Annotated in this window: 24 protein-coding genes; 10 read left to right on the forward strand and 14 right to left on the reverse strand. The window is 73.6% G+C overall.

Annotated features, from left to right (window positions below):
* Positions 1-123 precede the first annotated feature (123 nt).
* Complete coding sequence (locus ABDB74_RS00620; protein ID WP_346623824.1) at positions 124-390, forward strand: type II toxin-antitoxin system prevent-host-death family antitoxin; 267 nt, start codon at positions 124-126, stop codon at positions 388-390.
* The gene (locus tag ABDB74_RS00625) at positions 387-779 is read left to right on the forward strand and encodes a type II toxin-antitoxin system VapC family toxin (RefSeq protein WP_346620982.1); all 393 of its coding nucleotides are present in this window, start codon (positions 387-389) and stop codon (positions 777-779) included. Before ABDB74_RS00620 ends, ABDB74_RS00625 begins: the two co-directional genes overlap by 4 nt.
* A gap of 31 nt (positions 780-810) precedes the next feature.
* Here the strand turns inward: ABDB74_RS00625 and ABDB74_RS00630 are convergent, their stop codons facing one another.
* Positions 811-1,473, reverse strand: a complete 663-nt coding sequence (locus ABDB74_RS00630) for a response regulator transcription factor (RefSeq protein WP_346620983.1) — start codon at positions 1,471-1,473, stop codon at positions 811-813.
* Positions 1,470-2,606 carry a histidine kinase gene (locus ABDB74_RS00635; protein ID WP_346620984.1) on the reverse strand — a complete coding sequence of 379 codons (1,137 nt, stop codon included), beginning with the start codon at positions 2,604-2,606 and terminating at the stop codon, positions 1,470-1,472. Before ABDB74_RS00635 ends, ABDB74_RS00630 begins: the two co-directional genes overlap by 4 nt.
* 178 nt (positions 2,607-2,784) lie before the next feature.
* On the opposite strand from ABDB74_RS00635, the gene ABDB74_RS00640 reads away from it, so the two are divergent.
* Together ABDB74_RS00640 and ABDB74_RS00645 are read left to right on the forward strand one after the other, a co-directional pair.
* The gene (locus tag ABDB74_RS00640) at positions 2,785-3,660 is read left to right on the forward strand and encodes an ABC transporter ATP-binding protein (RefSeq protein ID WP_346620985.1); all 876 of its coding nucleotides are present in this window, start codon (positions 2,785-2,787) and stop codon (positions 3,658-3,660) included.
* A 29-nt stretch (positions 3,661-3,689) separates the two neighbouring features.
* Positions 3,690-4,451: a hypothetical protein gene (locus ABDB74_RS00645; RefSeq protein ID WP_346620987.1), complete on the forward strand. Its 762-nt coding sequence runs from the start codon at positions 3,690-3,692 to the stop codon at positions 4,449-4,451.
* A gap of 306 nt (positions 4,452-4,757) precedes the next feature.
* Here ABDB74_RS00645 and ABDB74_RS00650 read toward each other — a convergent pair whose 3' ends face one another.
* From ABDB74_RS00650 to ABDB74_RS00670, 5 genes are all read right to left on the reverse strand, one after another.
* Positions 4,758-5,417, reverse strand: a complete 660-nt coding sequence (locus ABDB74_RS00650; RefSeq protein ID WP_346620988.1) for a carbon monoxide dehydrogenase subunit G — start codon at positions 5,415-5,417, stop codon at positions 4,758-4,760.
* A complete protein-coding gene (cutA, locus tag ABDB74_RS00655; protein WP_346620989.1) occupies positions 5,414-7,837 on the reverse strand; it encodes an aerobic carbon-monoxide dehydrogenase large subunit in 2,424 nt (807 codons plus the stop codon). Before cutA ends, ABDB74_RS00650 begins: the two co-directional genes overlap by 4 nt.
* A 91-nt stretch (positions 7,838-7,928) precedes the next feature.
* Positions 7,929-8,444 carry a (2Fe-2S)-binding protein gene (locus ABDB74_RS00660; protein WP_346620991.1) on the reverse strand — a complete coding sequence of 172 codons (516 nt, stop codon included), beginning with the start codon at positions 8,442-8,444 and terminating at the stop codon, positions 7,929-7,931.
* Positions 8,445-8,517: 73 nt separating this feature from the next.
* Positions 8,518-9,393 (reverse strand): FAD binding domain-containing protein, encoded by an 876-nt coding sequence (locus ABDB74_RS00665; protein WP_346620992.1) that lies wholly within the window; start codon positions 9,391-9,393, stop codon positions 8,518-8,520.
* Between the two features lie 254 nt (positions 9,394-9,647).
* On the reverse strand, positions 9,648-11,165 hold the full coding sequence (locus ABDB74_RS00670; protein WP_346620994.1) for a solute carrier family 23 protein: 1,518 nt from the start codon (positions 11,163-11,165) through the stop codon (positions 9,648-9,650).
* 181 nt (positions 11,166-11,346) lie between these two features.
* On the opposite strand from ABDB74_RS00670, the gene ABDB74_RS00675 reads away from it, so the two are divergent.
* On the forward strand, positions 11,347-12,852 hold the full coding sequence (locus tag ABDB74_RS00675) for an FdrA family protein (protein ID WP_346620996.1): 1,506 nt from the start codon (positions 11,347-11,349) through the stop codon (positions 12,850-12,852).
* A complete protein-coding gene (locus ABDB74_RS00680; RefSeq protein WP_346620997.1) occupies positions 12,849-14,270 on the forward strand; it encodes a DUF1116 domain-containing protein in 1,422 nt (473 codons plus the stop codon). Before ABDB74_RS00675 ends, ABDB74_RS00680 begins: the two co-directional genes overlap by 4 nt.
* Positions 14,271-14,349: 79 nt before the next feature.
* Here ABDB74_RS00680 and ABDB74_RS00685 read toward each other — a convergent pair whose 3' ends face one another.
* From ABDB74_RS00685 to ABDB74_RS00705, 5 genes are all read right to left on the reverse strand, one after another.
* Positions 14,350-15,189 carry a hypothetical protein gene (locus tag ABDB74_RS00685; RefSeq protein ID WP_346620999.1) on the reverse strand — a complete coding sequence of 280 codons (840 nt, stop codon included), beginning with the start codon at positions 15,187-15,189 and terminating at the stop codon, positions 14,350-14,352.
* Positions 15,190-15,215: 26 nt separating this feature from the next.
* Positions 15,216-15,773 carry an RNA polymerase sigma factor gene (locus ABDB74_RS00690; protein WP_346621001.1) on the reverse strand — a complete coding sequence of 186 codons (558 nt, stop codon included), beginning with the start codon at positions 15,771-15,773 and terminating at the stop codon, positions 15,216-15,218.
* 177 nt (positions 15,774-15,950) lie between these two features.
* On the reverse strand, positions 15,951-16,706 hold the full coding sequence (locus tag ABDB74_RS00695) for a PilZ domain-containing protein (protein ID WP_346621002.1): 756 nt from the start codon (positions 16,704-16,706) through the stop codon (positions 15,951-15,953).
* A gap of 186 nt (positions 16,707-16,892) precedes the next feature.
* Complete coding sequence (locus ABDB74_RS00700; protein ID WP_346621004.1) at positions 16,893-17,612, reverse strand: DUF998 domain-containing protein; 720 nt, start codon at positions 17,610-17,612, stop codon at positions 16,893-16,895.
* A gap of 129 nt (positions 17,613-17,741) precedes the next feature.
* Positions 17,742-18,497, reverse strand: coding sequence for a DUF2470 domain-containing protein (locus ABDB74_RS00705; protein ID WP_346621006.1), 756 nt, complete (start codon positions 18,495-18,497; stop codon positions 17,742-17,744).
* 64 nt (positions 18,498-18,561) lie between these two features.
* Here ABDB74_RS00705 and rpsD point away from each other — a divergent pair, with 64 nt between their 5' ends.
* The 3 genes from rpsD (at position 18,562) to ABDB74_RS00720 (ending at position 20,408) form a co-directional block, all read left to right on the forward strand.
* Positions 18,562-19,164, forward strand: coding sequence for a 30S ribosomal protein S4 (rpsD, locus tag ABDB74_RS00710; RefSeq protein WP_346621008.1), 603 nt, complete (start codon positions 18,562-18,564; stop codon positions 19,162-19,164).
* 117 nt (positions 19,165-19,281) lie between these two features.
* The gene (locus ABDB74_RS00715) at positions 19,282-19,881 is read left to right on the forward strand and encodes a hypothetical protein (RefSeq protein ID WP_346621010.1); all 600 of its coding nucleotides are present in this window, start codon (positions 19,282-19,284) and stop codon (positions 19,879-19,881) included.
* 5 nt (positions 19,882-19,886) lie between these two features.
* Entirely contained in the window at positions 19,887-20,408 is a 522-nt protein-coding gene (locus ABDB74_RS00720; protein WP_346621012.1) for an RNA 2'-phosphotransferase, read from the forward strand.
* Positions 20,409-20,419: 11 nt separating this feature from the next.
* Here ABDB74_RS00720 and ABDB74_RS00725 read toward each other — a convergent pair whose 3' ends face one another.
* Positions 20,420-21,394, reverse strand: a complete 975-nt coding sequence (locus ABDB74_RS00725) for a tripartite tricarboxylate transporter substrate binding protein (RefSeq protein ID WP_346621013.1) — start codon at positions 21,392-21,394, stop codon at positions 20,420-20,422.
* A gap of 127 nt (positions 21,395-21,521) precedes the next feature.
* Positions 21,522-22,592, reverse strand: a complete 1,071-nt coding sequence (locus tag ABDB74_RS00730) for a SpoIIE family protein phosphatase (protein WP_346621015.1) — start codon at positions 22,590-22,592, stop codon at positions 21,522-21,524.
* 372 nt (positions 22,593-22,964) lie between these two features.
* On the opposite strand from ABDB74_RS00730, the gene ABDB74_RS00735 reads away from it, so the two are divergent.
* Positions 22,965-23,369 carry a hypothetical protein gene (locus ABDB74_RS00735; RefSeq protein ID WP_346621017.1) on the forward strand — a complete coding sequence of 135 codons (405 nt, stop codon included), beginning with the start codon at positions 22,965-22,967 and terminating at the stop codon, positions 23,367-23,369.
* The last annotated feature ends 52 nt before the right edge of the window (positions 23,370-23,421 follow it).

A 23,421-nucleotide genomic window follows, 5' to 3' on the forward strand; every position in this document is an offset into this window, starting at 1 on the left:
GGGCGGCCGGAGCGGGGCTGCGCGCGCCGCCCCGGCCGCGATCAGCCGCCGGGCAGGCCGGCCTGCCGGGCGGAGGTCGCCCACGTGCCCTGGTAGCACAGCCGGTGCTACTTTGAACCCGTGGTGCGTATCGGCGTACGTGAGCTCCGGCAGAACGCCAGCAGGTATCTGGCGCGCGTCAAGGCGGGCGAAACGGTCGAGGTGACCGAACGGGGCGTGCTCGTCGCACGGCTCGTGCCTCCGCTGCCCTCGCAGTCCGCGCGGGACCGGCTGGTGGCCGCAGGGAGGCTGGTCCCGGCGAGGAGCCCGCGGCGCCTGCCGGAGCCGGTGCGCACGGGTGGACCGTCCACCGGTGAGGTGCTCGACGACCTCCGTGAGGACCGTCTGTGATCTACCTCGACTCGTCGGCCCTGCTGAAGCTGGTCCGCGCCGAGGAGTACAGCGCCGAACTGAGCTCCTGGCTGGCCGATCGACCGGACGTGCCCCTGGTGAGCAGCGCGCTGGCGCGGGTCGAGGTGCTCCGGGCGTGCCGACGGATCGATACGCGGCTGCTGGCACCGGGCCGTGCCGTCCTCGCCGTGCTGGACACCGTCCCCGTCGACGACGACGTCCTGGCGGCAGCGGCCGAGCTCCCCGAGCCCGGGCTGCGCAGTCTCGATGCGCTGCACCTGGCCAGCGCTCTGAGCCTGGATCCCGACCTCGAGGCATTCGTGGCCTACGACGCCCGGCTTACCGCCGCGGCCGCCGACGCAGGGTTGACGGTCGCTCGACCCGGCTGACGGACCCTGGGAAGCCGAGGGCCGGCTGCGGTCAGCCGTCGAGCAGGCCGGCCTCGTGGGCGAGGATCGCCGCCTGGGTGCGGTTGACCAGGTCGAGCTTGGTGAGCAGCCGGGAGACGTAGGTCTTCACCGTCGCCTCGCTGACGAACAGCCGCTTCGCCAGCTCGGCGTTGGGTTCGCCGGTGCCGAGCAGCGCCAGCACCTCGCGCTCGCGGTCGGAGAGGTCGGCGATGCGGCGCAACGCCTCGGCCTTGCGCGGGGCGGCCTTCTTGTCCACGTAGGACTCGATGATCGCGGCGGTCACGGCGGGGGACAGGGTCGCCGTCCCGTCGGCCACGGCCCGCACCGCGGCGGCGATCTCCCGCGGCGGGGTGTCCTTGAGCAGGAAGCCACCGGCACCGGCGGCCAGCGCCGCGTGCACGTACTCGTCGACGTGGAAGGTGGTGAGGACGGCGACCCTCGGCGCCTGCGGCAGCGCGAGCATCTGCCTGGTGGCGGTCAGGCCGTCCAGGACCGGCATCCGGATGTCGATGAGGACGACGTCGGGGCGCAGCTCGCGGGCCGCCCGGACGCCGTCGGCGCCGTTGCCCGCCTCGCCGACCACCTCGAACCCGCCGGCCGACTCCAGCACGGTCCGCAGCCCGAACCGCACCAGCTCCTCGTCATCGACCAGCAGCACCCGGATGTCGCTCACGCGGGCAGCACCGCCTCGACGCAGAAGCCGCCGTCCAGCCGGGGTTCGGCCGCGAACCGGCCGCCGAGGGTGCGCACCCGCTCAGCCAACCCCACCAGGCCGTACCCGCCGCCGGACGTTCCCGCGGGAACGCCGGTCGGTGCGCCGTTGAGGACCCGGACGGCGAGTCCGTCGGCGCTCCGGTCCAGCGCGATCGCCACCGGTGCGCCGGGCGCGTGCTTGCCGGCGTTGGTGAGCGCCTCCTGCACGATCCGGTAGGCCGCCCGGCCGACGGCGGGATCGACGCGCGCCGGCTCCCCGGCGAGGTCGACGCTCATCCCCGCCCGGCGGGCCTCCTCCACCAGCCGCGGGACGTCCTCCAGCCCCGGCTGCGGGCCGAGCGGCGCGGCCTCGTCCACCTCGGTGCCGCGCAGCACGCCGACCATCTGGCGCAGCTCGTCGAGCGCCTGCCGCCCGGCGTCCTGCACGTTGCCGGCGAGCTGCGCGACCCGGTCGGCGTCCTGCGCGGCCATCTCGATGGCGCCCGCCTGCAGCACCATGAGGCTCACCCGGTGGCCGACGGCGTCGTGCGTCTCCCGGGCGATGCGGGTCCGCTCGCCGAGCACCGCCTCCCGCGCCAGCAGCTCCCGCTCGGCCTCGGCCCTCTCGGCGCGGTCGCGGAGGGCGGCCAGCAGCTCGGTGCGGGTGCGCTGCCACACCCCGATCGCCCCGGGGAGGACCACGATGAGCGCCACGCTGCCGACGCCGGCGATCCAATCGCCGACCGAGTCGAGGTGCAGCGGCACCAGGACGGCCACCCCGCCGACGACGGCCGCGCCCGCTCGGATGCGCCACGACCCCGCGTACCGGCCGACGGCGTAGGTGCTGAACAGGAGCGGCCCGAGGAGCGAGACGGAGGCGGCGGCCAGGGCGGCGCCCGCCGCGAACGGGACGAGCGGGGCCCGGCGGCGGAGGAAGAGGAAGAGCGCAGCCACCAGCAGCGCGCCGGGGACGAGCGCCAGCTCGGCCAGCGGGACGGGGCCGAGGCTGCCCACGCCGAGCAGCACCGATCCGCCTGCGAGCAGCGCGATACCGGCCTCCAGCGCGATGCCGGGCGCGCCGAGGCCGCCCCAGAACCGATCGCGGAGCCGCATGCGCCGAGCGTATTTCCGCAGGGCCCGGTGGCGGGTCGCCCGGGAGTGGCTCACCTGCGTCAACTTTCGGATGACGCCGTCGCGCCGTCCGACGACCGCAGGTCGAGGCTCCCGGCCGACGCGCTGACCAGTGCTTTCCCGGCAGGTTCGGTACTGACACCGAACCCGGGAGGCACCCATGATCACGGTCAGCGGACTGACCAAGCAGTACGGCGGGCGGACCGTCGTCGACGACGTCTCGTTCGCCCTCGAACCCGGCACCGTCACCGGCTTCCTCGGGCCCAACGGCGCGGGCAAGACCACCACGATGCGGATGATGACCGGCCTGGTGCCGGCGTCGGCCGGAACGGCGACCGTCGACGGGAAGCCTTACGCCGACCTGCCGAACCCCGGCGCGGTCATGGGGACGCTCCTCGACGCCTCCGCCGTCCACCCCGGCCGCACCGGGCGGACGCACCTGCGGCTGCTCGCCTCCGGCATCGGCGTCCCGGCGTCCCGCGTCGACGAGGTGCTGGCCATGGTCGGGCTGGTCGACGCGGGCGGGCGGCGGATCGGCGGCTACTCGCTGGGCATGCGGCAGCGGCTGGGGATCGCCGGGGCGCTGCTGGCGGACCCGCCGGTGCTGATGCTCGACGAGCCGGCCAACGGCCTCGACCCGGAGGGCATCCGCTGGATGCGCGACCTGCTGCGTGGCCACGCCGCCCGCGGCGGGACGGTGCTGCTCTCCTCCCACCTGCTCGGCGAGGTCGAGCACACGGTGCACCGGCTGCTGGTGATCGGGCAGGGGCGGATCGTCGCCGACGGCCCGGTGAGCACCCTGTTGGGCGGTGACGGCACCGCGGTCCGCGCCGTCGACCCGTGCGCCCTGGCGGCCGCGCTCCAGTCGGCAGGGTTCCACGTGCAACACGGGGCCGACGACGTGCTGGTGGTGCCGGGGGTGCAGCCGGAGGACGTCGGTGCGGTGGCCGCCGCGGGCGGTCACGCCCTGATCGACCTGCGCCCGGTGCAGCGCGGCCTCGAAAACCTCTTCTTCCAGCTCACGGCCGCGTCGTGACCGCAGCCACCTCTCGAAAGGGCACTGCCATGACCGACGTCCTGACCCTTCCTGCTCCGCACACCGACGTCCCGGTGCGCCGGACCGCTCCGTCACTGCCGGCGCTGGTCGGCCTGGAGATCCGCAAGTCGCTGTCCACCCGGTCGGGGAAGGCGCTGGCGGCCGCCGCCGTCCTCGTGGGCCCGGCCGGCATGGCGCTGCTCGGGCTGACCGGCGACCAGTTCCCGCACGTCGCAGGGCCGCTGGCCGTGGTCGGCGTGATGTCGGGGTTGCTGCTACTGGCCCTGGGGGTGCTCGCGACCGGCGGTGAGTGGACCCACCGGACGGTGCAGACGACGTTCCTGCTGGTGCCCCAGCGCGGGCGGGTGCTGGCCGCCAAGGCGGGAGCGGTGACCGCGCTCGGCGTGCTGCTCGCGGCCGGCGCGGCCGCGCTGTCGATGCTCGTCCTGCTGGGTATCGCGCCGGCCGACGTGTCGTGGGACGGCGTCGGCCAGGCCCTGCTCGCCGTCATGGGCGCCGGCGCGGCGTTCGCGGTGGCGGGCGCGGGGGTGGGCGCGGCGACGGGGAACACGGCGGCGGCGCTGACCGGGCTCTACCTGGTGATCCTCGGTGCGATGCAGATCCTGCGGCTGTGGAACTCGAACGTGGTGGCGTGGATCGACCCGGTCGACGCGACCCTCGAGCTGGCGATGGGCCAGGAGCGGACGCAGCCGATCCTGGTGCTGGCCGGCTGGGTGGTCGTCTCCTCGGTGGCCGGCTACCTGCTGACCCGGCGCCGCCAGGTGAGCTGATCGACGGACCAGGGCCCCTCCCGGTGCGGGAGGGGCCCTGGCACGTCCAGGGCCCGGTGGCCGTGGGTGGCGATGGTCGGAGGCCAATTCACTGGACAGGGTCCGTGGGCGATCACCAGGGTTCCTGCCATGGCTGCCGCGACGACGATCCGGAACTACCACCCCGGGGACTGGGAGGCGATCGCGGCGGCGCACGACGCGGCGCGGTGGCAGGAGCTCGCCGCGCTGATCGCGGAGCAGGCAGGCTGTACGAGTGCCCCAGCGACTTGTGCAGTGGGAAGACGTCTTGTTCCTGCGGGCCCAAAATTAGCGGCGGTGGCCGAGGCGGTAGCCGACCAGGATGCCGATCAGGGTCAGCGCGGCTCCGCCGAGGGCGCCGAGCGCGAGGGTCTGGACGTCGCCGGGCGCTCCCGTGGGAACGCCTGCCTTGCCCGCGAACACCGCAGGGGCCGCGGCAGGAGCGGCCTCGCCCGCGACCGGAGCAGCGGGAACCGGGGCGGCAGGCGCGGCAGGTGTCGGGACGGCCTTGCCGGTCAGCTCGTCGTCGATCGCCTTGAAGAACTGCCCCGCCATCCGCTTGGCGACGCCGGTGATCATCCGCTGACCCACGCCCGCGACCGGTCCACCGATGACGGCGTCGGCCGAGTAGGTCAGCGTCGTCGTCCCCTCGCCGGCCGGCTCGAGGTTGATCGTCACCTGCGCCCGCGCGTTGCCCGGCGCACCGGCGCCGGCGGCGTGCATGACGTAGCACTTCGGGTGCTGCTTGTCGGCCAGGCGCACCTCGCCCGCGTACGTCCCCTTGATCGCCCCGACGCCGACGGAGACGTTCATCTTGTACTCGTCGTCGCCGACCTGCTCGAGCGTCTCGCAGCCGGGGATCGTCCGCGCCAGCACGGCGGGGTCGGTGATCACGTCCCAGACCTTCTCGGGGTCGCCGTGCAGCACCGCAGAGCCGTCGAGCTTCACGCCATCACTCCAGTCCCCGCGCGGCGCTGCGCCGCGGCGGTCATCTCCGACGAGTCGTTCCGAACCAGGTCGTACAGCTCCGTGGGCGAGATCGGCATCGACGCGATCCGCCGGCCCACCGCGTCCTCGATCGCCGAGGCGATCGCCGCCGTCCCCGGGATGACCCCGGCCTCGCCGGCGCCCTTGATGCCCAGCGGGTTCAGCGGGGACGGCGTCTGCTGGTGGTCGATGTCGATGTCCGGGACCTCCGACGCGTACGGCATCAGGAAGTCCATGAACGAGGCGTTCTGCAGCTGTCCGTCCGCGTCGTAGGCCATCCGCTCGTACAGCGCACCGCCCACGCCCTGTGCGACGCCGCCGTGCACCTGGCCCTCGACGATCATCGGGTTCACCACGTTGCCGCAGTCGTGCACCACCGCGTACTTCACGACGTCGATCTCCCACGTCGCCGGGTCGATCTCCACGATCGCCGCGTGCGCCCCGGAGGCGAACGTCGACCGGATCGGCGAGTAGTAGTCACGGTGCTCCAGCCCCGGCGCGTCCCCGGGCGCCACCGGCGGCTTCGAGTCGTCGCCCGCGCCGGCGAACTGCGTCGCCTGCCTGGCCGCCTCGTCGAAGGCGTACCGGAGCGGGTTCGACAGCACCGCCACCGTGCGCAGCGGGATGGACGTGCCGGGCACGCCCTTCACCTGCACCACGCCCTCCTGGATCTCCAGGTCCTCCGGCGCGGCCTCCAGCGCCTCGGCCGCGATCCGCAGGGCCTTCTCCTTCACGCCGCGGGCGGCCAGCGCGATCGCGTTGCCGCTCATCACCGCCGCGCGGGAGGCGAACGTGCCGACGGCGTACCCGAAGCGCCGGGTGTCTCCGGTGGTCACCTCGACGTCCTCGATCGGCACCCCCAGCTCGCTCGCCACGATCTGCGCGAACGCCGTCTCGTGCCCCTGGCCCTGTGACGTCAGCCCGGTCGACACGAGAACCTTGCCGCTGCCGAGCACCTGCACGTGCCCGCCCTCGTACGGCCCGGGCCCGGTGCCCTCGACGTACAACGCCATGCCGACGCCGAGCAGCTTCCCCCGCTCGGCGGCCTCGTCGCGCAGCCGGTCGGCCTCCGACCAGCCGACCAGCGTCCGGAGCTTGTCCAGCAGGCCGGGGAAGTCGCCCGAGTCGTAGATGACCGGCCGGCCGTCCTGGAACGTCAGCTGGTGGTCGTAGGGGAACTGGTCGGGCTGGATGAGGTTCCGCTCGCGGACCAGCGCGCGGTCGAGCCCGAGCTCGTCGGCGATGCGGTCCATCGTCCGCTCCATCGCGTAGCAGCCCTGCGGCCGCCCGGCGCCGCGGTACGGCGTCACGATGACGGTGTTGGTGTAGACGCTCTCCACGATCACCCGGTACACCGGCAGCGCGTACGGCCCGACCAGTTGGGTGGCCGTCACGATCGGCACGATGATCCCGTAGGGCGTGTAGGCGCCGTTGTCGTGCCAGATGTGCACGTCGAGCGCGGTGATCCGGCCGCCGTCGTCGTAGCCGACGGTGATCTCCTGCCGCTGCTGGCGCTCGTGCGCCGAGCCGATGAAGTGCTCGCGGCGGTCCTCGGCCCACTTCACCTCCTGGCCGAGCGCGATCGCCGCCATCGGGATCAGCAGCTCCTCGGGCCACGGGTGCATGATCTTCACGCCGAACCCGCCGCCGACGTCGGGCGCGATCACCTCGACCTTGTCCAGCGAGAGCTGCAGCTTCGCCGCGATCGCCGCGCGCACCGACGTCGACGCCTGGGTGCTCGTGTAGACGCGCAGCGAGTCGTCGTCGGCGTTCCACTTCGCGTGCACGCCCTTGCCCTCCATGGGCATGCAGGCGCTGCGCTCGATGTACTGGGTGAAGCTCAGCGTGCGGGGCGAGGCGGCCAGCGCCGGCTCGACGTTGCCGGTCTCCTGGTGGTGCCGGGCCGCGACGTTGTCGGGGATCTCCTCGTGCACGCACGAGCGCGCCTCGCGGGCGGCGTCCACGCCGACGACGACCGGCAGCTCCTCGTACGTGACGACGATCCGGTCGGCGGCATCCTCGGCCACGTACCGGTCGGTGGCCACGACCATGACGACCGGCTCGCCGACATGGTTCACCTCGCCGTTGGCCAGCGGGAACCCGGTGCGCGGGGAGTGCAGCTGCGGGTGCGGGATGAGCACCGGCAGCGGCTCGGCCATCGGGCCGGCGAGGTCCTCGTAGGTGTAGATCGCGACCAGGCCCTCGACCTCGAGGGCGGCGTCGACGTCGATGCCGGTGATGCGGGCGTGCGCGTGCGGGCTGCGCACGAAGGCGGCGGCCAGGGCGTGGTGGCCGATGTCGTCGAGGTAGCGGCCCTTGCCGATGATCAGCCGGGCGTCCTCCCGCCGGCGCACCGGCTCCCCGAACAGCTTCGTCGTCATCGCTCGCCCCCCTCAGGCATAGGAACCTCTGCCTGCGTTTTCGGGCCCAGAACGTAGGCATAGGTTCCTATGCCTGCGGCGGCCAGCGGCATCAGGCGCCGTCCTTCATCGCGGCGTTCGCGTGGTGCACGGCCTTCTTGATGTTCGCGTAGCCCGTGCACCGGCAGAGGTTGCCGCCGACCATGTCGTCGACCTCCTCCTCGGTGAGCTCCGCCGTGTTGTCCCGCGCCTCGAGCCCGGCGGCGATCGTCATGAGGAACCCCGGCGTGCAGAACCCGCACTGCAGGGCGTGGCACTCGCGGAAGGCCTCCTGCACCGGGTGCAGCACCTGGCCGCCCTGGTGGTCCTCGTGCGCCAGCCCCTCGACCGTGCGCACCTCCGCCCCGTCCACCTGGACGGCGAGCATCAGGCACGAGCGCACCGGAGCGCCGTCGACGACCACCGTGCACGCCCCGCAGACCCCGTGCTCGCAGCCGACGTGGGTGCCGGTCAGCCCCAGGTCGTGCCTCAGCGCGTCGGACAGCAGCCGGCGCACCGGCACGGTCGCTTCACGTGGAACACCGTTCACCGTGACGGTGATGGTCCGTTCGCTGTCGACGCTGGTCATGCGGCCCTCCCCGTGCTGATGGCTCGGCTTCCCACTCGATCCGCTCCTCGCTCGCTGGCGCTCGCTGCGATGCTCACTCGCGCGTCGCTCTCGCGTTGGCCTCGGCGGCAGCCTCGGCCAGAGTCCGTTCGGTCAGGACGCCCACCAGCAGCCGCCGGTAGTCGGCGCTGGCGTGGATGTCGGTGTCCGGATCGACCAGTGTGCGCGCCAGCGCCCCGGCGGCGGCCCAGTCGGCCGTGTCCACCGGCGAGCCGGCGACGGCCTCGGTCAGGTCGTGCACCTCGGGGGTCAGCCCCACCGAGACGTAGGAGGCGCGGGCGGACTCCACGCGCCGGTCGGCGTCCAGCGTGACGACGACGCCGGCGCCGCAGACGGCGTAGTCACCCTTGCGGCGGGCGATCTCGGCGAAGGCGGTGCCCGAGCGCGGCGGCAGCTCGGGGAAGAACGCGGAGGTGACGACGGCGGTGCCCGCGATCGAGGTCTCCAGCGGGCCGACGAAGAAGTCCCGCCAGCCCACGACCTCGGTGCCCGCGGCGCTCGCCACCGTCACCGAGCCGTCGGTCAGCGCGAGCACCGACGTCATCTCCCCCGAGGGGTCGGCGTGCGCGATGGAGCCGACGGTGGTGCCGCGGTTGCGGATCGCCGGGTGTGCGACGTTCGCCGTCGCCCGGGCCAGCAGCGGCTGCACGCGGGCGGCGCCGTCGTCGTGCAGCAGGGCGTTGTGGCGGACGAGCGCGCCCACGGTCACCCCGTCGTCGGTGGCCTCGATCGAGGCCAGGCCCGGGACGCGGTTGATGTCCACGAGCGTGGCCGGCGCCGCGAGGCGCATCGACAGGAGCGGCAGGAGCGACTGGCCCCCGGCGAGCACCTTGGCGCCCTCCTCGGCGAGGACCTCGAGGGCCTCGTCCAGGGTGGCTGGGTCCGCGTAGCGGAAGGGGGCTGGCTTCACCTGCTGCGGTCACCTCCGTGCGAGCGGGTGTGGAGCAGTCACTCTGTCACCGGGCGGAGGCCGGCGAAAGTACCTCAGCGCTAAAACTTCGTTACGGCGTCGCTCGCCGGTCACCTGCCGCCGGGAACCGGGCGAGCCGGTGCCCGCGGTCGGCGCCGCCGGCCCCGGAGCACGCCGTCCCCGGCGGTCGGGACGGATCAGGAGATCTCGTCCGACCGCCGGGGACGGCGGAGTGCGACGGAGCGGAGGGGCCGCTACCGATTGTTCGTGTCCCTGCCCGGCGTGTCCCCGCCGAGCACGCCCGGTCGGCCGACCTGGTCCACCGACGACGGATCGGTGCCGCCCCGCTCGTCGGCGTAGCCGCCGGCCGGTCCCTCGGTGCCTCCCACCGGGGCGCCCGTGTGGCCCAGCACCGACGCGCTCTCGGGCACGCTGCCCTCGCGCAGCAGCGCGGCCTTCATGTCCGCCGGCGCCAGCCAGCGGGCCAGGTGCCACGCCGCCACCGCGACGATCGAGCCGAGCGCGATGCCGGTGAGCGAGAAGTCCTCGGTGAAGGTCAGGGTCACGTTGCCGATGCCGATGATGATGCCCGCGGCCAGCGGCACCAGGTTGATCGGGTTGGCGAAGTCGACCCGGTTCTCCTTCCAGATCTTGGCGCCCAGCAGGCCGATCATCCCGTAGAGGACGACGGTGATCCCGCCGAGGACCCCGCCCGGGACGATGTTGATCAGCGCGCCGAACTTGGGGACGAGACCCAGCAGGATCGCGACGAGCGCCGCCACGTAGTAGGCGGCCGTCGAGTAGACGCGGGTGGCGGCCATGACGCCGATGTTCTCGGCGTAGGTGGTCGTGGGGGAGCCACCGACCGAGGTGGCGACCATGGTCGCGAAGCCGTCCGCGCCGACCGCGCGGCCCATGTACGGGTCGAGGTCGCGCTTGGTCATCTCGGCCACGGCCTTGACGTGGCCGACGTTCTCCGCGACGAGGGCGATGACGGCGGGGATGACCAGCAGGCTGAAGTTCAGCGAGAAGCTGGGCCCGGTGAAGTCCGGCAGGCCGAACCAGTCGGCCGCGGCGACGGAGTCGAAGTTGATCCGGTCGCGGGTGCTCTCGACACCCGTGCCGTCCGGCGAGGTGATCGGGCCGGCGGTGACGTCGAGCAGCACCGACAGCAGGTAACCGAAGATCAGCCCCAGCAGGATCGAGATGCGGGCGAGGAAGCCGCGCAGCGCCAGCGAGGCGACGATGACGAACGTCATCGTGGCCAGCGCGACCCACTGGTCCTGCGGCCAGTAGATGCCGGCGGCGACCGGGGCGAGGTTGAAGCCGATCAGCATGACCACCGCGCCGGTGACGGCCGGCGGCAGCACCTTGTTGATCAGCCCCAGGCCGGAGAAGTGGATGATCACACCGACCAGCGCCAGGACGGCACCGGCGACCAGCAGGGCGCCGACGACGTCGCTGGAGTCGCCGCCGTTGGCGCGGATCGCCGCCACGCCGCCGACGAAGGCGGCGCTGGTGCCGAGGTAGCTCGGTACCCGGTTCTTGACGATCAGCAGGAAGATGATCGTCGCGATGCCGCTCATCATGATCGCGAGGTTCGGGTCCAGGCCCATGATGAGCGGGAAGACGAAGGTCGCCCCGAACATGGCGACGACGTGCTGCGCGCCGATGCCGACGGTGCGCGGCCACGTCAGCCGTTCGTCGGGGGCGACGGCCTCTCCCAGTGGGGGCGTCTTGCCGTCCCCGTAGAGCTTCCACCCGAGCGCCATGAGTGCCTCCTCGACGTGCACTTACGAGTCGATCCGGTGCTGGTCGACGGGCGTCGTCCCACCGGGAAGGCGTCACTGTGTCACCGCGCACAGGTTCGCGGAAGTACCTCAGTGCTAAATCGTTATTGCAGGAAGGTGCCGATACTTCACCGTTGAGAGATCCGTGGGTACGGTTCCGAGGATGAGCCCCACAGCCCCCTCCGGAGCAGGTGCCGCGGTCTCGGTGCAGCTGCGTTCCGGGGTCTACGCCGACTCCGTGAAGCTGATGCAGGTGAGTCGCCGGATCGGCGCCCGCGACGGCGTCTCCGCCGTCCTCGTCGCCATGGCGACCCCGCTCAACCTGGAGCTCGCCGCCGGTATGGGCCTGGCTCCCGAGGGTGACCCGTCGCCCGAGCAGCTGCTCATCGCCGTCCGGGCCGAGGACGACGACGCCCTGGCGGCTGCCCTCGCCGACGTCGACAGCGCCCTCGCCGAGCGCGAGCGCTCCACCGGCAGCGCCGACGCGATCCCGCACCGCACGGTCGGTGCGGGCCTCGACGAACTGCCCGCCGACGCCCCGGCCCTCGCGATCGTCAGCGTCCCCGGCACGTACGCCGTCGCCGAGGCCGCCGACGCGATCGCCGCGGGCCGCAGCGTGCTGGTCTTCTCCGACGGCGTCCCGGTCGAGCACGAGGTCGCGCTCAAGCGCGCCGCGCACGACGCCGGGGTGCTGGTCATGGGCCCCGACTGCGGGACGGCGATCGTCTCCGGCGTCGCCCTGGGCTTCGCCAACGTCGTCCGGCCGGGCCCGGTCGGGCTCGTGGCGGCCAGCGGCACCGGCGCCCAGCAGGTGTCCTGCCTGCTCGACATGGCCGGCGTCGGCGTCTCGCACGTGCTGGGCGTCGGCGGGCGCGACCTCTCCGAGGCCGTCGGCGGGCTCGCGACGCTCGACGCGCTGGCCGCGCTCGACGCCGACCCCGCCACCGAGCGGGTGCTGCTCGTCTCCAAGCCCCCGGCGCCGTCGGTGGCGGCCGATGTGGCGTCGTTCGCCGACGGGCTCTCCGTCCCGGTCCGCAGCGCCGCCCTCTCGGCCGAGACGCCCGACCTCACCGCCGCCGTCGAGGCGCTGCTGACCGACATGGGGCTCGACGTCCCGGTGTGGCCGTCCCGCCCCGGCCCGGCCGAGGCGGCCGTCCCCGGTGCGGTGCTGAAGGGCCTCTTCTCCGGCGGCACGCTCGCCGACGAGGTGATGCTGATCGCCTCCCCCGTGCTCGGCGGTATCCGCTCGAACACGCCGCTGGAGCCCGGGCTGGATGTCGGGACGGACCTGTCCACCTCGGGCCACCTGGTCGTCGACTTCGGCGACGACGCCCTCACCGTGGGCCGCGCCCATCCGATGATCGACCCCACGCTGCGCCTGGAGGCGATCGCCGAGCTGGCGGCCTCTGACGAGCCCGCCGTCCTGCTGCTCGACGTCGTCCTCGGGTACGGGGCCGACCCTGACCCGGCCGGCGCGCTCTCCGCCGCCCTGCAGGCCGCCCGCGCGCAGAAGGCCCTCCCGGTCGTCGTCGCGCTGATCGGCACCGAGGGCGATCCGCAGGGCTGGTCGCGCCAGGCCGACGCCCTCGCCGCCGCCGGAGCCGCCGTCTTCTCCTCGAACGCCGCGGCGACGCGGTACGCCCTCGACCTGCTGGGAGCCTCCGCATGAGCCTCGGGAACCTGCTCTCCGGCCCGCCGTCCATCGTCGCCGCCGGCGTCGACGTCTTCTCCGACGCGCTGCGCGCCCAGGGCGCCGAGGTCGCCGACGTCGACTGGCGCCCGCCGGGCTTCGGCGACCCGGCCGACCTGGCCGCGCTGGCGCTCGACGCCCGCCGCGCGGCGGCCAACCGCACCGCCGTCGAGCGGCTGCTCGCCGCCGGGTCGGTGCTCGTCGACGTCCGGCCGGCCCACGAGGTCATCGGCCTGGCCGACCGCACGCTGCTGCACTCGGGTCCCCCGCTGACGTGGGAGGCGGCATCCGGCCCGATGCGCGGTGCGCTCGTCGGCGCCTGCCTCTTCGAGGGCTGGGCGGCCGACGTCGAGGAGGCCGAGATCCTGCTCTCCACCGGCGCGATCACCCTCGACCCCTGCCACCACCACCGCACCGTCGGCCCGATGGCCGGCGTCACCAGCCCGTCGATGTGGATGTGGTGCCTGGAGGACCCGGTCACCGGCGGGCAGGCGTTCTGCAACCTCAACGAGGGCCTCGGCAAGGTGCTGCGGATGGGCGCCTTCAACGAGGAGGTGCAGGCGCGGCTGCGCTGGATGCGCGACGTCCTCGGCCCGGTGCTGTCGAAGGCCGTGCGCGGCTCGATCGACGCCGGCAACGACCCGCTCGACGTGAAGGCCGTGCTCGCCCAGATGCTGCAGATGGGCGACGAGGGGCACAACCGCAACCGCGCCGGCTCGCTGATGGCGCTGCGCGAGCTCTCGCCGTCCATCGTGGCCGTCGAGGGCGTGCCGTCGTCGGACATCGCCGCCGTCCTGACGTTCATCGGCGGCAACGAGCACTTCTTCCTCAACCTCGGCATGCCGACGGCCAAGCTCGCGCTGGACGCCGCCCGGAACGTGCCCGGCTCGACGATGCTCACGGTGATGTCGCGCAACGGCACGGAGTTCGGCATCCAGACCGCCGGCACCGGCGACCGCTGGTTCACCGCCCCGGCGAACACCCCGGTCGGCCTGTTCCTCGGCGACTACGGCCCCGACGACGCCAACCCCGACATCGGCGACTCGGCGATCATGGAGACCTACGGCATCGGCGGGTTCGCCATGGCCGCGGCCCCGGCGATCGTCCGGTTCGTCGGTGGCACCGTCCCCGACGCCCTGGCGACGACGGAGCGGATGTACCAGCTCACGCTCACCGAGAACCCGGCAATGGCGATCCCGATCATGGGCTTCCGCGGCTCGCCCACCGGCATCGACGTGCTGAAGGTGGCGCGCACCGGCTGGCTGCCGCAGATCAACACCGGCATGGCCGGGCGGATCGCCGGCACCGGCCAGGTCGGCGCGGGTCTCGTGCAGCCGCCGCAGGCGTGCTTCGAGCAGGCGCTGACCGCCCTCGCCGAGGAGGCCCGGACCGCCTGACCCCTGCCCCGGATGCGACGAACTCGTGGCCATCAGCAGCTGATGGCCACGAGTTCGTCGCACTCGGGGAGCGGGCGGGTCAGGGGCGCCCGGTACCGGTCTGCGGCTGACCGGCAGACGGCGCCGGGGCGTCGTCGCCCGCCGCGGGCCGCTCGGCCGGAGCCGGGGCGGGAACCGGGGCGGGCGCGGGAGCCGGGGCCGGGGCCGGGGCCGGGCGGGGAGCGGGCGTCGACTGGGTGGCCGGGCGCTCGGGCGCCTGGTCCGCCGGCGCGCCGGTCTGCTCGGGCCGGTGGGCCTCACGGGCGTCGGAGCTCACCTGGGCGCCGTCCACGCCGCCGTCCTGGGCGTCCTCGCTGACCGAGCTGCCGAAGTCGGGCAGGGTCGGGATGTCGGCCGGGCCGGTGCCCGCCTCCGGCTCCTCCTCCGAGGTGGCCTCCTCGGAGGTCGGCTCGGTGGTCTCCTCGGCGTCACCCGAGTCGGGCACGTCGAAGGGCGTGACCGCCTCGATGGTGGTGGCCACGCCGTCCTGGACGGGGGCGGGCAGGACGCCGGCGACGCCGGCGGTGCTGACACCGACCAGGGCGGCGCCCAGGCCGGCGGAGGCCTGGGCCACGGCCCCGGCGGAGGCGAACTTGGCGACGGCGGCGGCGAGGATCGTGAACATGCGGTTTCTCCTTCTCGGTCGCCCGGCGGGCGCGGTGGACGCCGCTCCCCGGGCCGTGGGAACCGTCTCCGCCGGGGCGGGGACGGTGAGGAGACCGGTGGTCAGCAGCTCGGCGAGCTCCGCGTTCGGCCGGGCGGGTCGGGTGGACATCTCCCGCACCGTCTCCGCGAACGACATGAGCGCCGCACCCTCGGGGGGAACGGGCCGCCCCGCGAGGTAGGCCTCGAAGGCGTCGTCGAGCTGGCTGGTGGTCATCTCATCCCCGACATCGCCGGCGCCCCTCACAGGGGCGCGCCCGTGCGGTCCAGCTCACTCCGGAGGGTGAGCAGTCCGCGGCGCTGGAGCGCCTTCACCGACGCCACCGACCGGTCCATCGCTGCGGCGACCTGCTCGAGGCTCAGGTCGGCGACGATCCGCAGCAGGATGACGGTCCGCTGTTCGTCGGGGAGCGCCGCGCACAGCTGGTGGACGGTGGCCGAGCCGAGCGCCGCCAGCGCGTCGTCCTCGACGTCCCCGCCCATGGCGGTGGGCGGCAGCCCGTCCTCGCCGCCGGCGAGCTGGGGACGTCGGCTGCGTCGCCGCCAGTCGTCCACCAGCCGGCGGTGCGCGATGGTGAAGACCCAGGCCCGCAGCGCGCCTTCGTCGCCCTCGAACGCGGACAAGCCCGTGAACAGACCGATGAACGTCTCGCTGGCGAGATCGTCCGGCTCGAGGGCGCCGTGCAGCCGCAGGTAGCCGGTCACCGACGGGGCCAGCTCCCGGTAGAGCACCTCGAAGGCCCAGGGGGCGCCTGCGCGTGCCGCGGAGAGGATCTCCGGGAACGGTGTTCCGACCGCCATGGAGCACCTCCGATCGGACGGGCGTCAGCCCTGTCATCGGCAGGCACGGCCGGAAAGGTGAGCTGACAGCCCTCGCCGAGGAGGCCCGGACCGCCTGACCCCTGCCCCGGATGCGACGAACTCGTGGCCATCAGCAGCTGATGGCCACGAGTTCGTCGCACTCGGGGGGCGAGCCGCTCAGAGCAGGCCGCGGGCGCGCAGCGTGCGCAGCCCGGCGAAGACGTGCCGGCGGATCCGGTCCTGCGTCCGCTCGTGCATGTCCACGAAGCGGAAGCACAGCTCCGTGCGGCCGTCCTGCCGCGGGATCCGCCGGGTCACCTCCCCGCGGCAGGGCACCTCCTCCTGCTCCAGGCAGAGCACGAGGGGGAGGACGGCGCCGATGCGCAGCCGGTCCTCCTTCTCCGGCCGGGGCGGCTCCGCTCCGGCCGACGGCTCGGCCGGCGCCCCGGTCGCGTCGGCCTCGGTCGGCTCGTCGGCCGGTTCGTCGGTCAGGGCGGCACGGTCCGCAGTGCCGAGCGGCCCGAACAGGGCGCGCATCCCGCCCTCGCTGATGTCGAGCGTCGAACCCTGCAGCACCTCGGATCCGACGGTCATCTGCACCTGCACGCTCAGCGGCGCCCGCACCGCCGACCGACGCTGCCCGCGGGTGGCCGGGCCGACGGGGCGCAGTCGCCACTGCGGCGGGTCGAGCTGCGTCGCGACCAGTTCCGTCGGCCGGGACCGGAGCTCCTCGGGACCGCGCCAGACCACCTCGACGTGCTCGCCGGGTTCCAGCCGGACCCGCCGCTTCGACCGGTCCTCCCCGACCGTCACGACGATCTCGGCATCGCCGGCCGCCTCCACCCAGCTCAGCAGCACGTCGCCCTTGCTGGTGACCAGCAGGTCGACCACCGCTCGGGGCTCCGGGTAGTCGACGCCCGCACTGTCCGCCATCGGTGCTCCTATGCGTTTAAGAACCGAACCGTTCCTGGCGGCGGCAGGCTAGCGGTGCGGGGCCATCAATTACGGAACGCGCTGTTCAGGCGCAGCGTGTCGGGCGTGTCGGGACCTCGAGCTCTCGATGCCGCGAATCGGGCGGAGAGGCCGTGCCCGGCGGGTTCGCCGGTCCCGCGGCGTGGCTCAGGCCCGGGGACGGGTCGGGTGCGGGGTGCGCCGGTAGAGGTGCACCGACACCGCCGCGATCCAGGCCCAGCCGGCGACGACACCGGTCCACAGCCCCAGCACGGCGAGGGCGGACGTCGATCCACCGGCGACACCGGTGAACCCGGCCAGGACGACGGCGCCGGTGAGCGCCGAGGCCCAGGCCCAGCCGGGCCGCGACTCGCGCGCGAAGCGGCGGGCGAGGACGGCGGTCGCCCCGACGAGGCAGGCGAAGCCGAGCCCGCCCGCGGCCAGGTGCAGGATGCCGCTGAGCGTCGTCTCCACGGGGGCGCCGGCCGGCGTGCCGACGGGGAAGCCGTCCATCGGGTCGGCCACGAAGACGCCGCCCAGGACGAGCGCTGCGCCGTATCCGCCCAGCAGCCCACCCCCCCACGAGCCTCCCCGTCCGCCGCGCAACGCCCGGTGGACACCCACCGCGGCAGCGATCGTCATCAGCCCGGTCACGACGAGGGTGGTCACGTGGATCCAGCCCAGCGGGCCGTTGGCCAGCAGGCTCAGGCTGTGCCGGCCGAGATCGAATCCGTCACGGGTGAGCGCCTGCGCCACCCCGGAGGTCAGGTAGACGGCGCCGGCCAGTGGCCCGTAGCCCAGCAGTGATCGGGTGACGGCCGACGGGCGGTCGCAGGCGGCGACGCCGGATGCCCGGACGACGGCGACGGGGGGTGTCTCGATGGTCATGACCGTTCCTCTCACGCAGTTCACTCGGCAGCAGTGAGACGGAACTCGCGGGCGCAACTCATCGGAGGAGCCCGGATGATGTCCGAGGGGCCCCGCGCCGTGCCGCGGACGGCCCGCCGGGCGCGTGATTCAGCTCGGGCCGCAGGAGAGCAGGTGGTCGACGGCGGCGCCGAACTGCTCCACGCCGTGCAGCGCCCGTTCGAAGGGCACCCGCAGGTCGTAGCACCCGCTCCGCCCCTGCACCCGGAACCGGACGCCGAACCGGTCCAGCCCGAGCAGCCGGACGTCGTCGTGCCGGCCGGCCCAGCGCTGGACCCGGCCCGACAGCCGGCTGAGCGCCTGGCACTGCTGGGCCATCAGCTCCGTCTCCGCCCCGCTGACGACGTCGGGCCGGGCGGCGCGGAAGTCGTCGGGGTCGACGTCGGCGCACGTGCCCGACTCCTCGAGCTGCACGTCGGCGAGGTTCAGCCGCACCAGCGTGACGCCCAGGCCCACCTCGAACAGCGCCTCGACCGGGGACGAGTCGGCGAAGTCGAGCACCAGCTGCGGCACGTCCTGCTCGGCGACCGGGGTGAGCCAGCCCGAGAGCTGCACCAGGCCGCGCACCGGGTGGCGCATCGGGAAGGGGGCGCGGTCGGTGACGGTCAGCCGGGCGGGGACGTCGCCGAGCGGAGAGCCGCGCAGTGCCGTCATGGCTCCGCCGTCGGCGGGGACGACGAGCAGCACGTCGCCGGCGCTGGTCGTCGTCGTCGCCCGGACCTGGCAGTCGCCGATGCCGGCGACGTGCAGGGACGCCGCCGGCCGGACGGCGACCGTGCGGGCGCGCTCGGCCGCCGGCGGCTGCCGGTCGACGGCCGCGGACGAGTGGGTCGAACCGGCCGTCATGGGACCACCTCGGAGCGCTCGTGGGTGCGTTGTAAGGTGAGCCTAACCAAACCGGAGGTCCTAAGTGAACACGCCCCGTCCCAAGGTCCGGCTCAGTCGCGCGCTGGGCATCCCGCTCACGCCGAAGTGCGTCCAGTACTTCGAGCGCCGCCCGTACCCGCCGGGCGAGCACGGTCGCAAGCGCCGCAAGGACAGCGACTACTCCACCCGCCTCAAGGAGAAGCAGCGGCTGCGCGCGCAGTACGACATCAGCGAGACGCAGCTGCGGGCCGCCTTCGACCGCGCCAAGCGCACCGGCGGCAAGACCGGCGAGGCGCTGATCCAGGACCTCGAGTCGCGGCTGGACGCTACCGTCCTGCGCGCCGGGTTCGCCCGCACGATCTACCAGGCCCGCCAGTTCGTCACCCACCAGCACGTGCTGGTCAACGGGAAGCGCGTGGACCGCCCCTCGTACCGGCTCAAGCCCGGGGACTTCGTCCAGATCGCCGAGAGGTCGCGCACCAAGGACCCGTTCGTCGTCGCCGCCTCCGGCGCGCACGCCGAGGCGCCGAAGTACCTCGAGGTCCGGCTGGCCGACCTGGTCTGCCGCTACGAGCGGACGCCGTCGCGCGAGGAGGTCCCGGTCGTCTGCGAGGAGCAGCTGGTCGTGGAGTACTACTCCCGCTGACCCGGTACGGGATCTGCACGCTCGGGCTCATCCCCGGCCCGGATGCCCCGGGTGTGCAGATCTCGCGGTCGGGAGGGCCTTGCCGGGGGAGTACCGGAACGGACAGGCTTCGCGACCATGTGGACCGAGCACGGGCCCGACGACCTCCACCGGCGGATGATCGCCCCGACGAACGAGATCCCGGTCGCGCTGCCGGTGAATGCGCTCCTGGCGCGCACCGACGACGCCGCGGTCGCGCTGGTCGGCCTCCACGTCTACTCGACCGGGCTGTCGTTCGACCTCGTCGTGCGGGTGCGCGGTGGCGTCCACCCGCGGGACCGGCTGCACGACCTGATGTGGTCGCACGGGCCCGGTCCGGGACGGTTCCTGCTCGGCGTCCAGTTCGCCGACGGCCGGCGGGCCAGCACGATCGGCTCCCCGGACAAGCTCGACGACGGCATCGTGCTAAACCAGGGTTCGGGCTCCGGCGGGGAGCTGGAGGTCGATCAGAACTGGTGGCTGCATCCCCTGCCGCCCGAGGGCCCGATGCGCATCGTCGTCCGCTGCGCCGAGCTGGGCATCGAGGAGACCGTCACCGAGCTCGACGGCTCATCCATCCGCCGTGCGGCCGGCGACGTCGTCGAGCTCTGGCCGTGGACGCCGCCCGAGCCGGCGCGCGAGGAGCGGGAGCCGCGCGGCCCCGACGTCCCGCCGGACAGCTGGTTCGCCGGACACTGAGGTGCGTGGACGTCGTCCGGACCAGCAAGCGGCTGTCGTTCGTGCTCCGGCACCGGCCGGAGAGCGTCGGCCTGGTCCTCGACCCGGCCGGCTGGGCCGACGTGGAGCAGGTGCTCGGTGCCCTCCGGCTGACCCGTCAGGAGCTGGAGCGCGTCGTCGCCACCAACGACAAGCGCCGGTTCGCCTTCGACGACACGGGCACGCGGATCCGGGCCAGCCAGGGGCACAGCGTCACGGTGGACCTCGGCTACGCGCCCGAGCACCCGCCGGAGGAGCTGTTCCACGGCACGGTCGAGCGGTTCCTCCCCGCCATCCTCGCCGAGGGGCTCCGGCCCGGCCGGCGGCACGCGGTGCACCTCAGCCCCGACGTCGAGACCGCGCGCGTCGTCGGGGGACGACGTGGCCGCCCGGTCGTCCTCCGGGTGGACTCATCCGCGATGGCCGCCGCCGGGTTCACGTTCCGCCGCTCGGCCAACGGCGTGTGGCTCGTCGACGCGGTCCCGCCCGCGTACCTCTCGCCCGCCTGACGAACGCTCGCTCAGTCGGTCATGACGTCGCGGAACGTCTCCTCGGTCTCGACGAACAGCTCCTCCAGACCCTCGCTGCCGATGAACTCCTCGGGCACGTACCGCTCGTCCAGCGTCTCCACCACGGCCGGCTCATCCGCCGCGCTGCGCAGCGTGTCCTCGAGCGTCTGCCGCACCTCGTCGGGGATCCCCGCGGGCGCGATCACCCCGAACGTGGTCGTGCTCTGGACGAGCTCGGGGAACCCTTCCTCGACGAAGGTGGGGGCGTCCACGTACGGCAGGGGCTCCTCGCTGCCGACGGCGAGGACGCGCAGGTCGCCGGACTCGATCGACGGCAGCATGTCCTGCGACAGGTTCACGAAGCCGGCGGTCACGTTCTCTCCCAGCAGCGCCGTCTGCACCTCCGAGTTGCCGTCGAACGGCACGACCGTCAGCGGCACGTCGTAGAGCTGGGTGATCCGCCGGGTCTCGGCGGCGTGCGTGTTCGTGGCGCCGGGCGTGCCCACGGTGACCGATCCGGGATCGGCCTGCGCGGCCTCGAAGAGCGACTCCACGTCCTGGTGCGGCGAATCGGCCGGCACCACGATCCCCGACGGCACGCGGGTGACGACGCCGATCGGCGTGAAGTCCTCGCGGGTGTAGCCGACGTCGTTGGTCAGGTAGTTCAGCACCGCGGTCGGCAGCGCGGTCATGGAGACCGTGTGCCCGTCGGCCTCGGCGCTGATCAGCTGCTGGTAGGCGGTGGCGCCCGAGGCCCCCGGGAGGTTCTCGACCACGACCGTCTCGTCGAGCTCCTCCTCCATGTGCGTCGCGAGGGCGCGCGCAGCGATGTCGGTGGGTCCGCCGGCGGTGTAGGGGACGAGCAACCGGATGGTCTCCGTGGGGAATGCGCTCGCGGCGTCCCCGCCCGGTCCGGTCTCCTCGCCGCTGCACGCGGTCAGGAGGGCGGCGGTGAGCAGGGCGGCGACCACGCGGGTGGATCTCATGCAGGCTCCTGACGTGAGGTGCCGCCGGCATCGCCGCCGCACCGGTCCGCCGCCCGGGTCGGGCGGTGGGCCCAGCGTGCGGCATCCCGGTCACCGCGGCACCTGCGCGCAGACCCCTGAGCGCCGGTCAGGCGGGGAGGCGGACCGCCAGCAGCGCGATGTCGTCGTCGCCCCGGGTGCCGAGCGCGCTCAGCAGCCCGTCGACCATCCGGTCCAGCGGCTCCTTGCCCAGGTCCTGCAGGGCGCGCACCAGCCAGGCGGTGCCGTCGTCGAGGGTCATCCCCCGCCGCTCGACCAGTCCGTCGGTGTACATCAGCAGGGTGTCGCCCCGCCGCAGGAGCAGGTCGTGATCGGTCCGCGGGGTGGTCTCCGGGCCGGCCCCGAGCAGCCGGTCGGGGGAGCGCTCCAGCACCTCCGCCGTGCCGTCGGCGCGCACGAGCACCGGCGGGGGGTGCCCGGCGTTCGACCAGCGCAGGGGCACCGCGTCACCGCCGAGGCCGCGCACGTCGACCGTGGCGACGGTGACGGTGACCAGGGTCTCCAGCGCCAGCCCGGCCAGCACGTCGTCCAGCGCGGTGAGCAGGGCGGCAGGTGACGAGCGCCCCGACCGGGCCAGCGCGCGCAGCATCCCGCGGGTCTGCGCCATGGTGGCGGCCGCCGGCGCGTCGTGACCGGCGACGTCGCCGATGACGAGCATGGTCCGGCCGTCGGCGAGGGGGAAGGCGTCGTACCAGTCGCCGCCGACCTGGGCGCCCTTGTCACCGGGCAGGTAGCGGGCCGCCGTCTCCAGGCCCGGGACCCGCGGGGCCGTGCCGAGCAGAGCGCGCTGCAGCGACTCACCGGTCCGGACGACGGCCTTCGTCGCGGCGGCCTCGGCGCTGAGCCGGGCGACGTGCGCCTCGCGCCGGATGCGCAACTGGCAGGTGAGGACGCCGAGAACGCCGCTGAGCGTGACGGCGACCAGTCGGATGGTCTGCGCGAGCCCGGCCTCGGCGGTGTACTGCTGCGCGTAGAGGCCGAGGAGCGTGGCGACGACGAAGGCGCACGCGGCGTAGGTGATCGTGGCCCGCCGGCTCAGCGACGTGGCGGCGACCAGGGGTGCGAGGGCCGACAGCCCGAGCACGACGTGCTCGCGACCGCTGATCACCTCGGCGATGACGACGAGGGCGAGGACGACGGCCGGAGCCGCCCTGTTCACTCGCCCTGACCGGTCCACCGCATTCCCCTCGTCCGGCCCGGTCGTGCCGCTGCCTCGGGACCCCGACCCCCAACCTAGAGGACGAGGGTCGGACCGCTCCCGAGTGTGTCGGCGGGTCGGCCCACGAGCCGGCCGGCCCCTCCGGGGCACCGCCCACGCCGGTCGGCCTCACGGGGCCACGCCGCCGGCTCGGAATGCCATTCGGTGACCGCCCCGGAATTGTCGACTCGGTGACTCGAGATTCTTTTGGGACAGGAGTTGAGAACGTGCTGCCCATTGCCGAGAACTGAGCCGTCAACGCACAGGCCAGTGCCGATGACCCGGCTGACCAGCATCCGGGCGGGCTGAGCCGCTGAGAGAACAGGACCAGCAATGCGCAAGTCGCGCGTTCTGCTCGCCGGAGTCGCGGTTGCCGCTGCCGGCGTCACGACCTCCGCCTTCACCGCCGGCAACGACTTCACCGCCGTCGACAACAACGTCGCCGGTTACGGCGAGCTGATCGCGACCGGCGTGGCGGTCAGCAACATCGCCTACACGCCCACGACCGCTGACAGCGGACGTCTGCAGTCGGTGGCCTTCACCGTGGACCAGGCCGTCGCGTCGCCGGGGATGTCGGCGCGCATGACTCTCTACAGCGGCACCACCCCGATCGCCTCCGGCGAGAACACCTGCAGCTACGCGCTGTCCGGCTCGATCCACGTCGTCACCTGCAGCCTGACCACGCCGCCCCTCATCTCCTCCTTCGACAAGACCTCGCTGACGGTCACCTCGAACTAGCGGTCCGCCTGGGCGAGGCGGTCCGCGTGGCCGCCTCGCCCGAACCACGATC

Source organism: Blastococcus sp. HT6-4, assembly GCF_039679125.1.
Taxonomy (GTDB): domain Bacteria; phylum Actinomycetota; class Actinomycetes; order Mycobacteriales; family Geodermatophilaceae; genus Blastococcus; species Blastococcus montanus.

What these genes read in the sequence shown, in the direction of transcription:
- ABDB74_RS00670 (WP_346620994.1), bottom strand. Translation starts at nt 11,165, where the DNA reads ATGGCGCTCGGGTGGAAGCTCTACGGGGACGGCAAGACGCCCCCACTG.
- ABDB74_RS00635 (WP_346620984.1), bottom strand. Translation starts at nt 2,606, where the DNA reads ATGCGGCTCCGCGATCGGTTCTGGGGCGGCCTCGGCGCGCCCGGCATC.
- ABDB74_RS00685 (WP_346620999.1), bottom strand. Translation starts at nt 15,189, where the DNA reads ATGACCACCAGCCAGCTCGACGACGCCTTCGAGGCCTACCTCGCGGGG.
- ABDB74_RS00660 (WP_346620991.1), bottom strand. Translation starts at nt 8,444, where the DNA reads ATGACCAGCGTCGACAGCGAACGGACCATCACCGTCACGGTGAACGGT.
- ABDB74_RS00640 (WP_346620985.1), top strand. Translation starts at nt 2,785, where the DNA reads ATGATCACGGTCAGCGGACTGACCAAGCAGTACGGCGGGCGGACCGTC.
- ABDB74_RS00645 (WP_346620987.1), top strand. Translation starts at nt 3,690, where the DNA reads ATGACCGACGTCCTGACCCTTCCTGCTCCGCACACCGACGTCCCGGTG.
- ABDB74_RS00690 (WP_346621001.1), bottom strand. Translation starts at nt 15,773, where the DNA reads ATGGCGGTCGGAACACCGTTCCCGGAGATCCTCTCCGCGGCACGCGCA.
- ABDB74_RS00715 (WP_346621010.1), top strand. Translation starts at nt 19,282, where the DNA reads ATGTGGACCGAGCACGGGCCCGACGACCTCCACCGGCGGATGATCGCC.
- ABDB74_RS00695 (WP_346621002.1), bottom strand. Translation starts at nt 16,706, where the DNA reads ATGGCGGACAGTGCGGGCGTCGACTACCCGGAGCCCCGAGCGGTGGTC.
- ABDB74_RS00700 (WP_346621004.1), bottom strand. Translation starts at nt 17,612, where the DNA reads ATGACCATCGAGACACCCCCCGTCGCCGTCGTCCGGGCATCCGGCGTC.
- ABDB74_RS00725 (WP_346621013.1), bottom strand. Translation starts at nt 21,394, where the DNA reads ATGAGATCCACCCGCGTGGTCGCCGCCCTGCTCACCGCCGCCCTCCTG.
- cutA (WP_346620989.1), bottom strand. Translation starts at nt 7,837, where the DNA reads ATGACGACGAAGCTGTTCGGGGAGCCGGTGCGCCGGCGGGAGGACGCC.
- ABDB74_RS00680 (WP_346620997.1), top strand. Translation starts at nt 12,849, where the DNA reads ATGAGCCTCGGGAACCTGCTCTCCGGCCCGCCGTCCATCGTCGCCGCC.
- ABDB74_RS00735 (WP_346621017.1), top strand. Translation starts at nt 22,965, where the DNA reads ATGCGCAAGTCGCGCGTTCTGCTCGCCGGAGTCGCGGTTGCCGCTGCC.
- ABDB74_RS00705 (WP_346621006.1), bottom strand. Translation starts at nt 18,497, where the DNA reads ATGACGGCCGGTTCGACCCACTCGTCCGCGGCCGTCGACCGGCAGCCG.
- ABDB74_RS00675 (WP_346620996.1), top strand. Translation starts at nt 11,347, where the DNA reads ATGAGCCCCACAGCCCCCTCCGGAGCAGGTGCCGCGGTCTCGGTGCAG.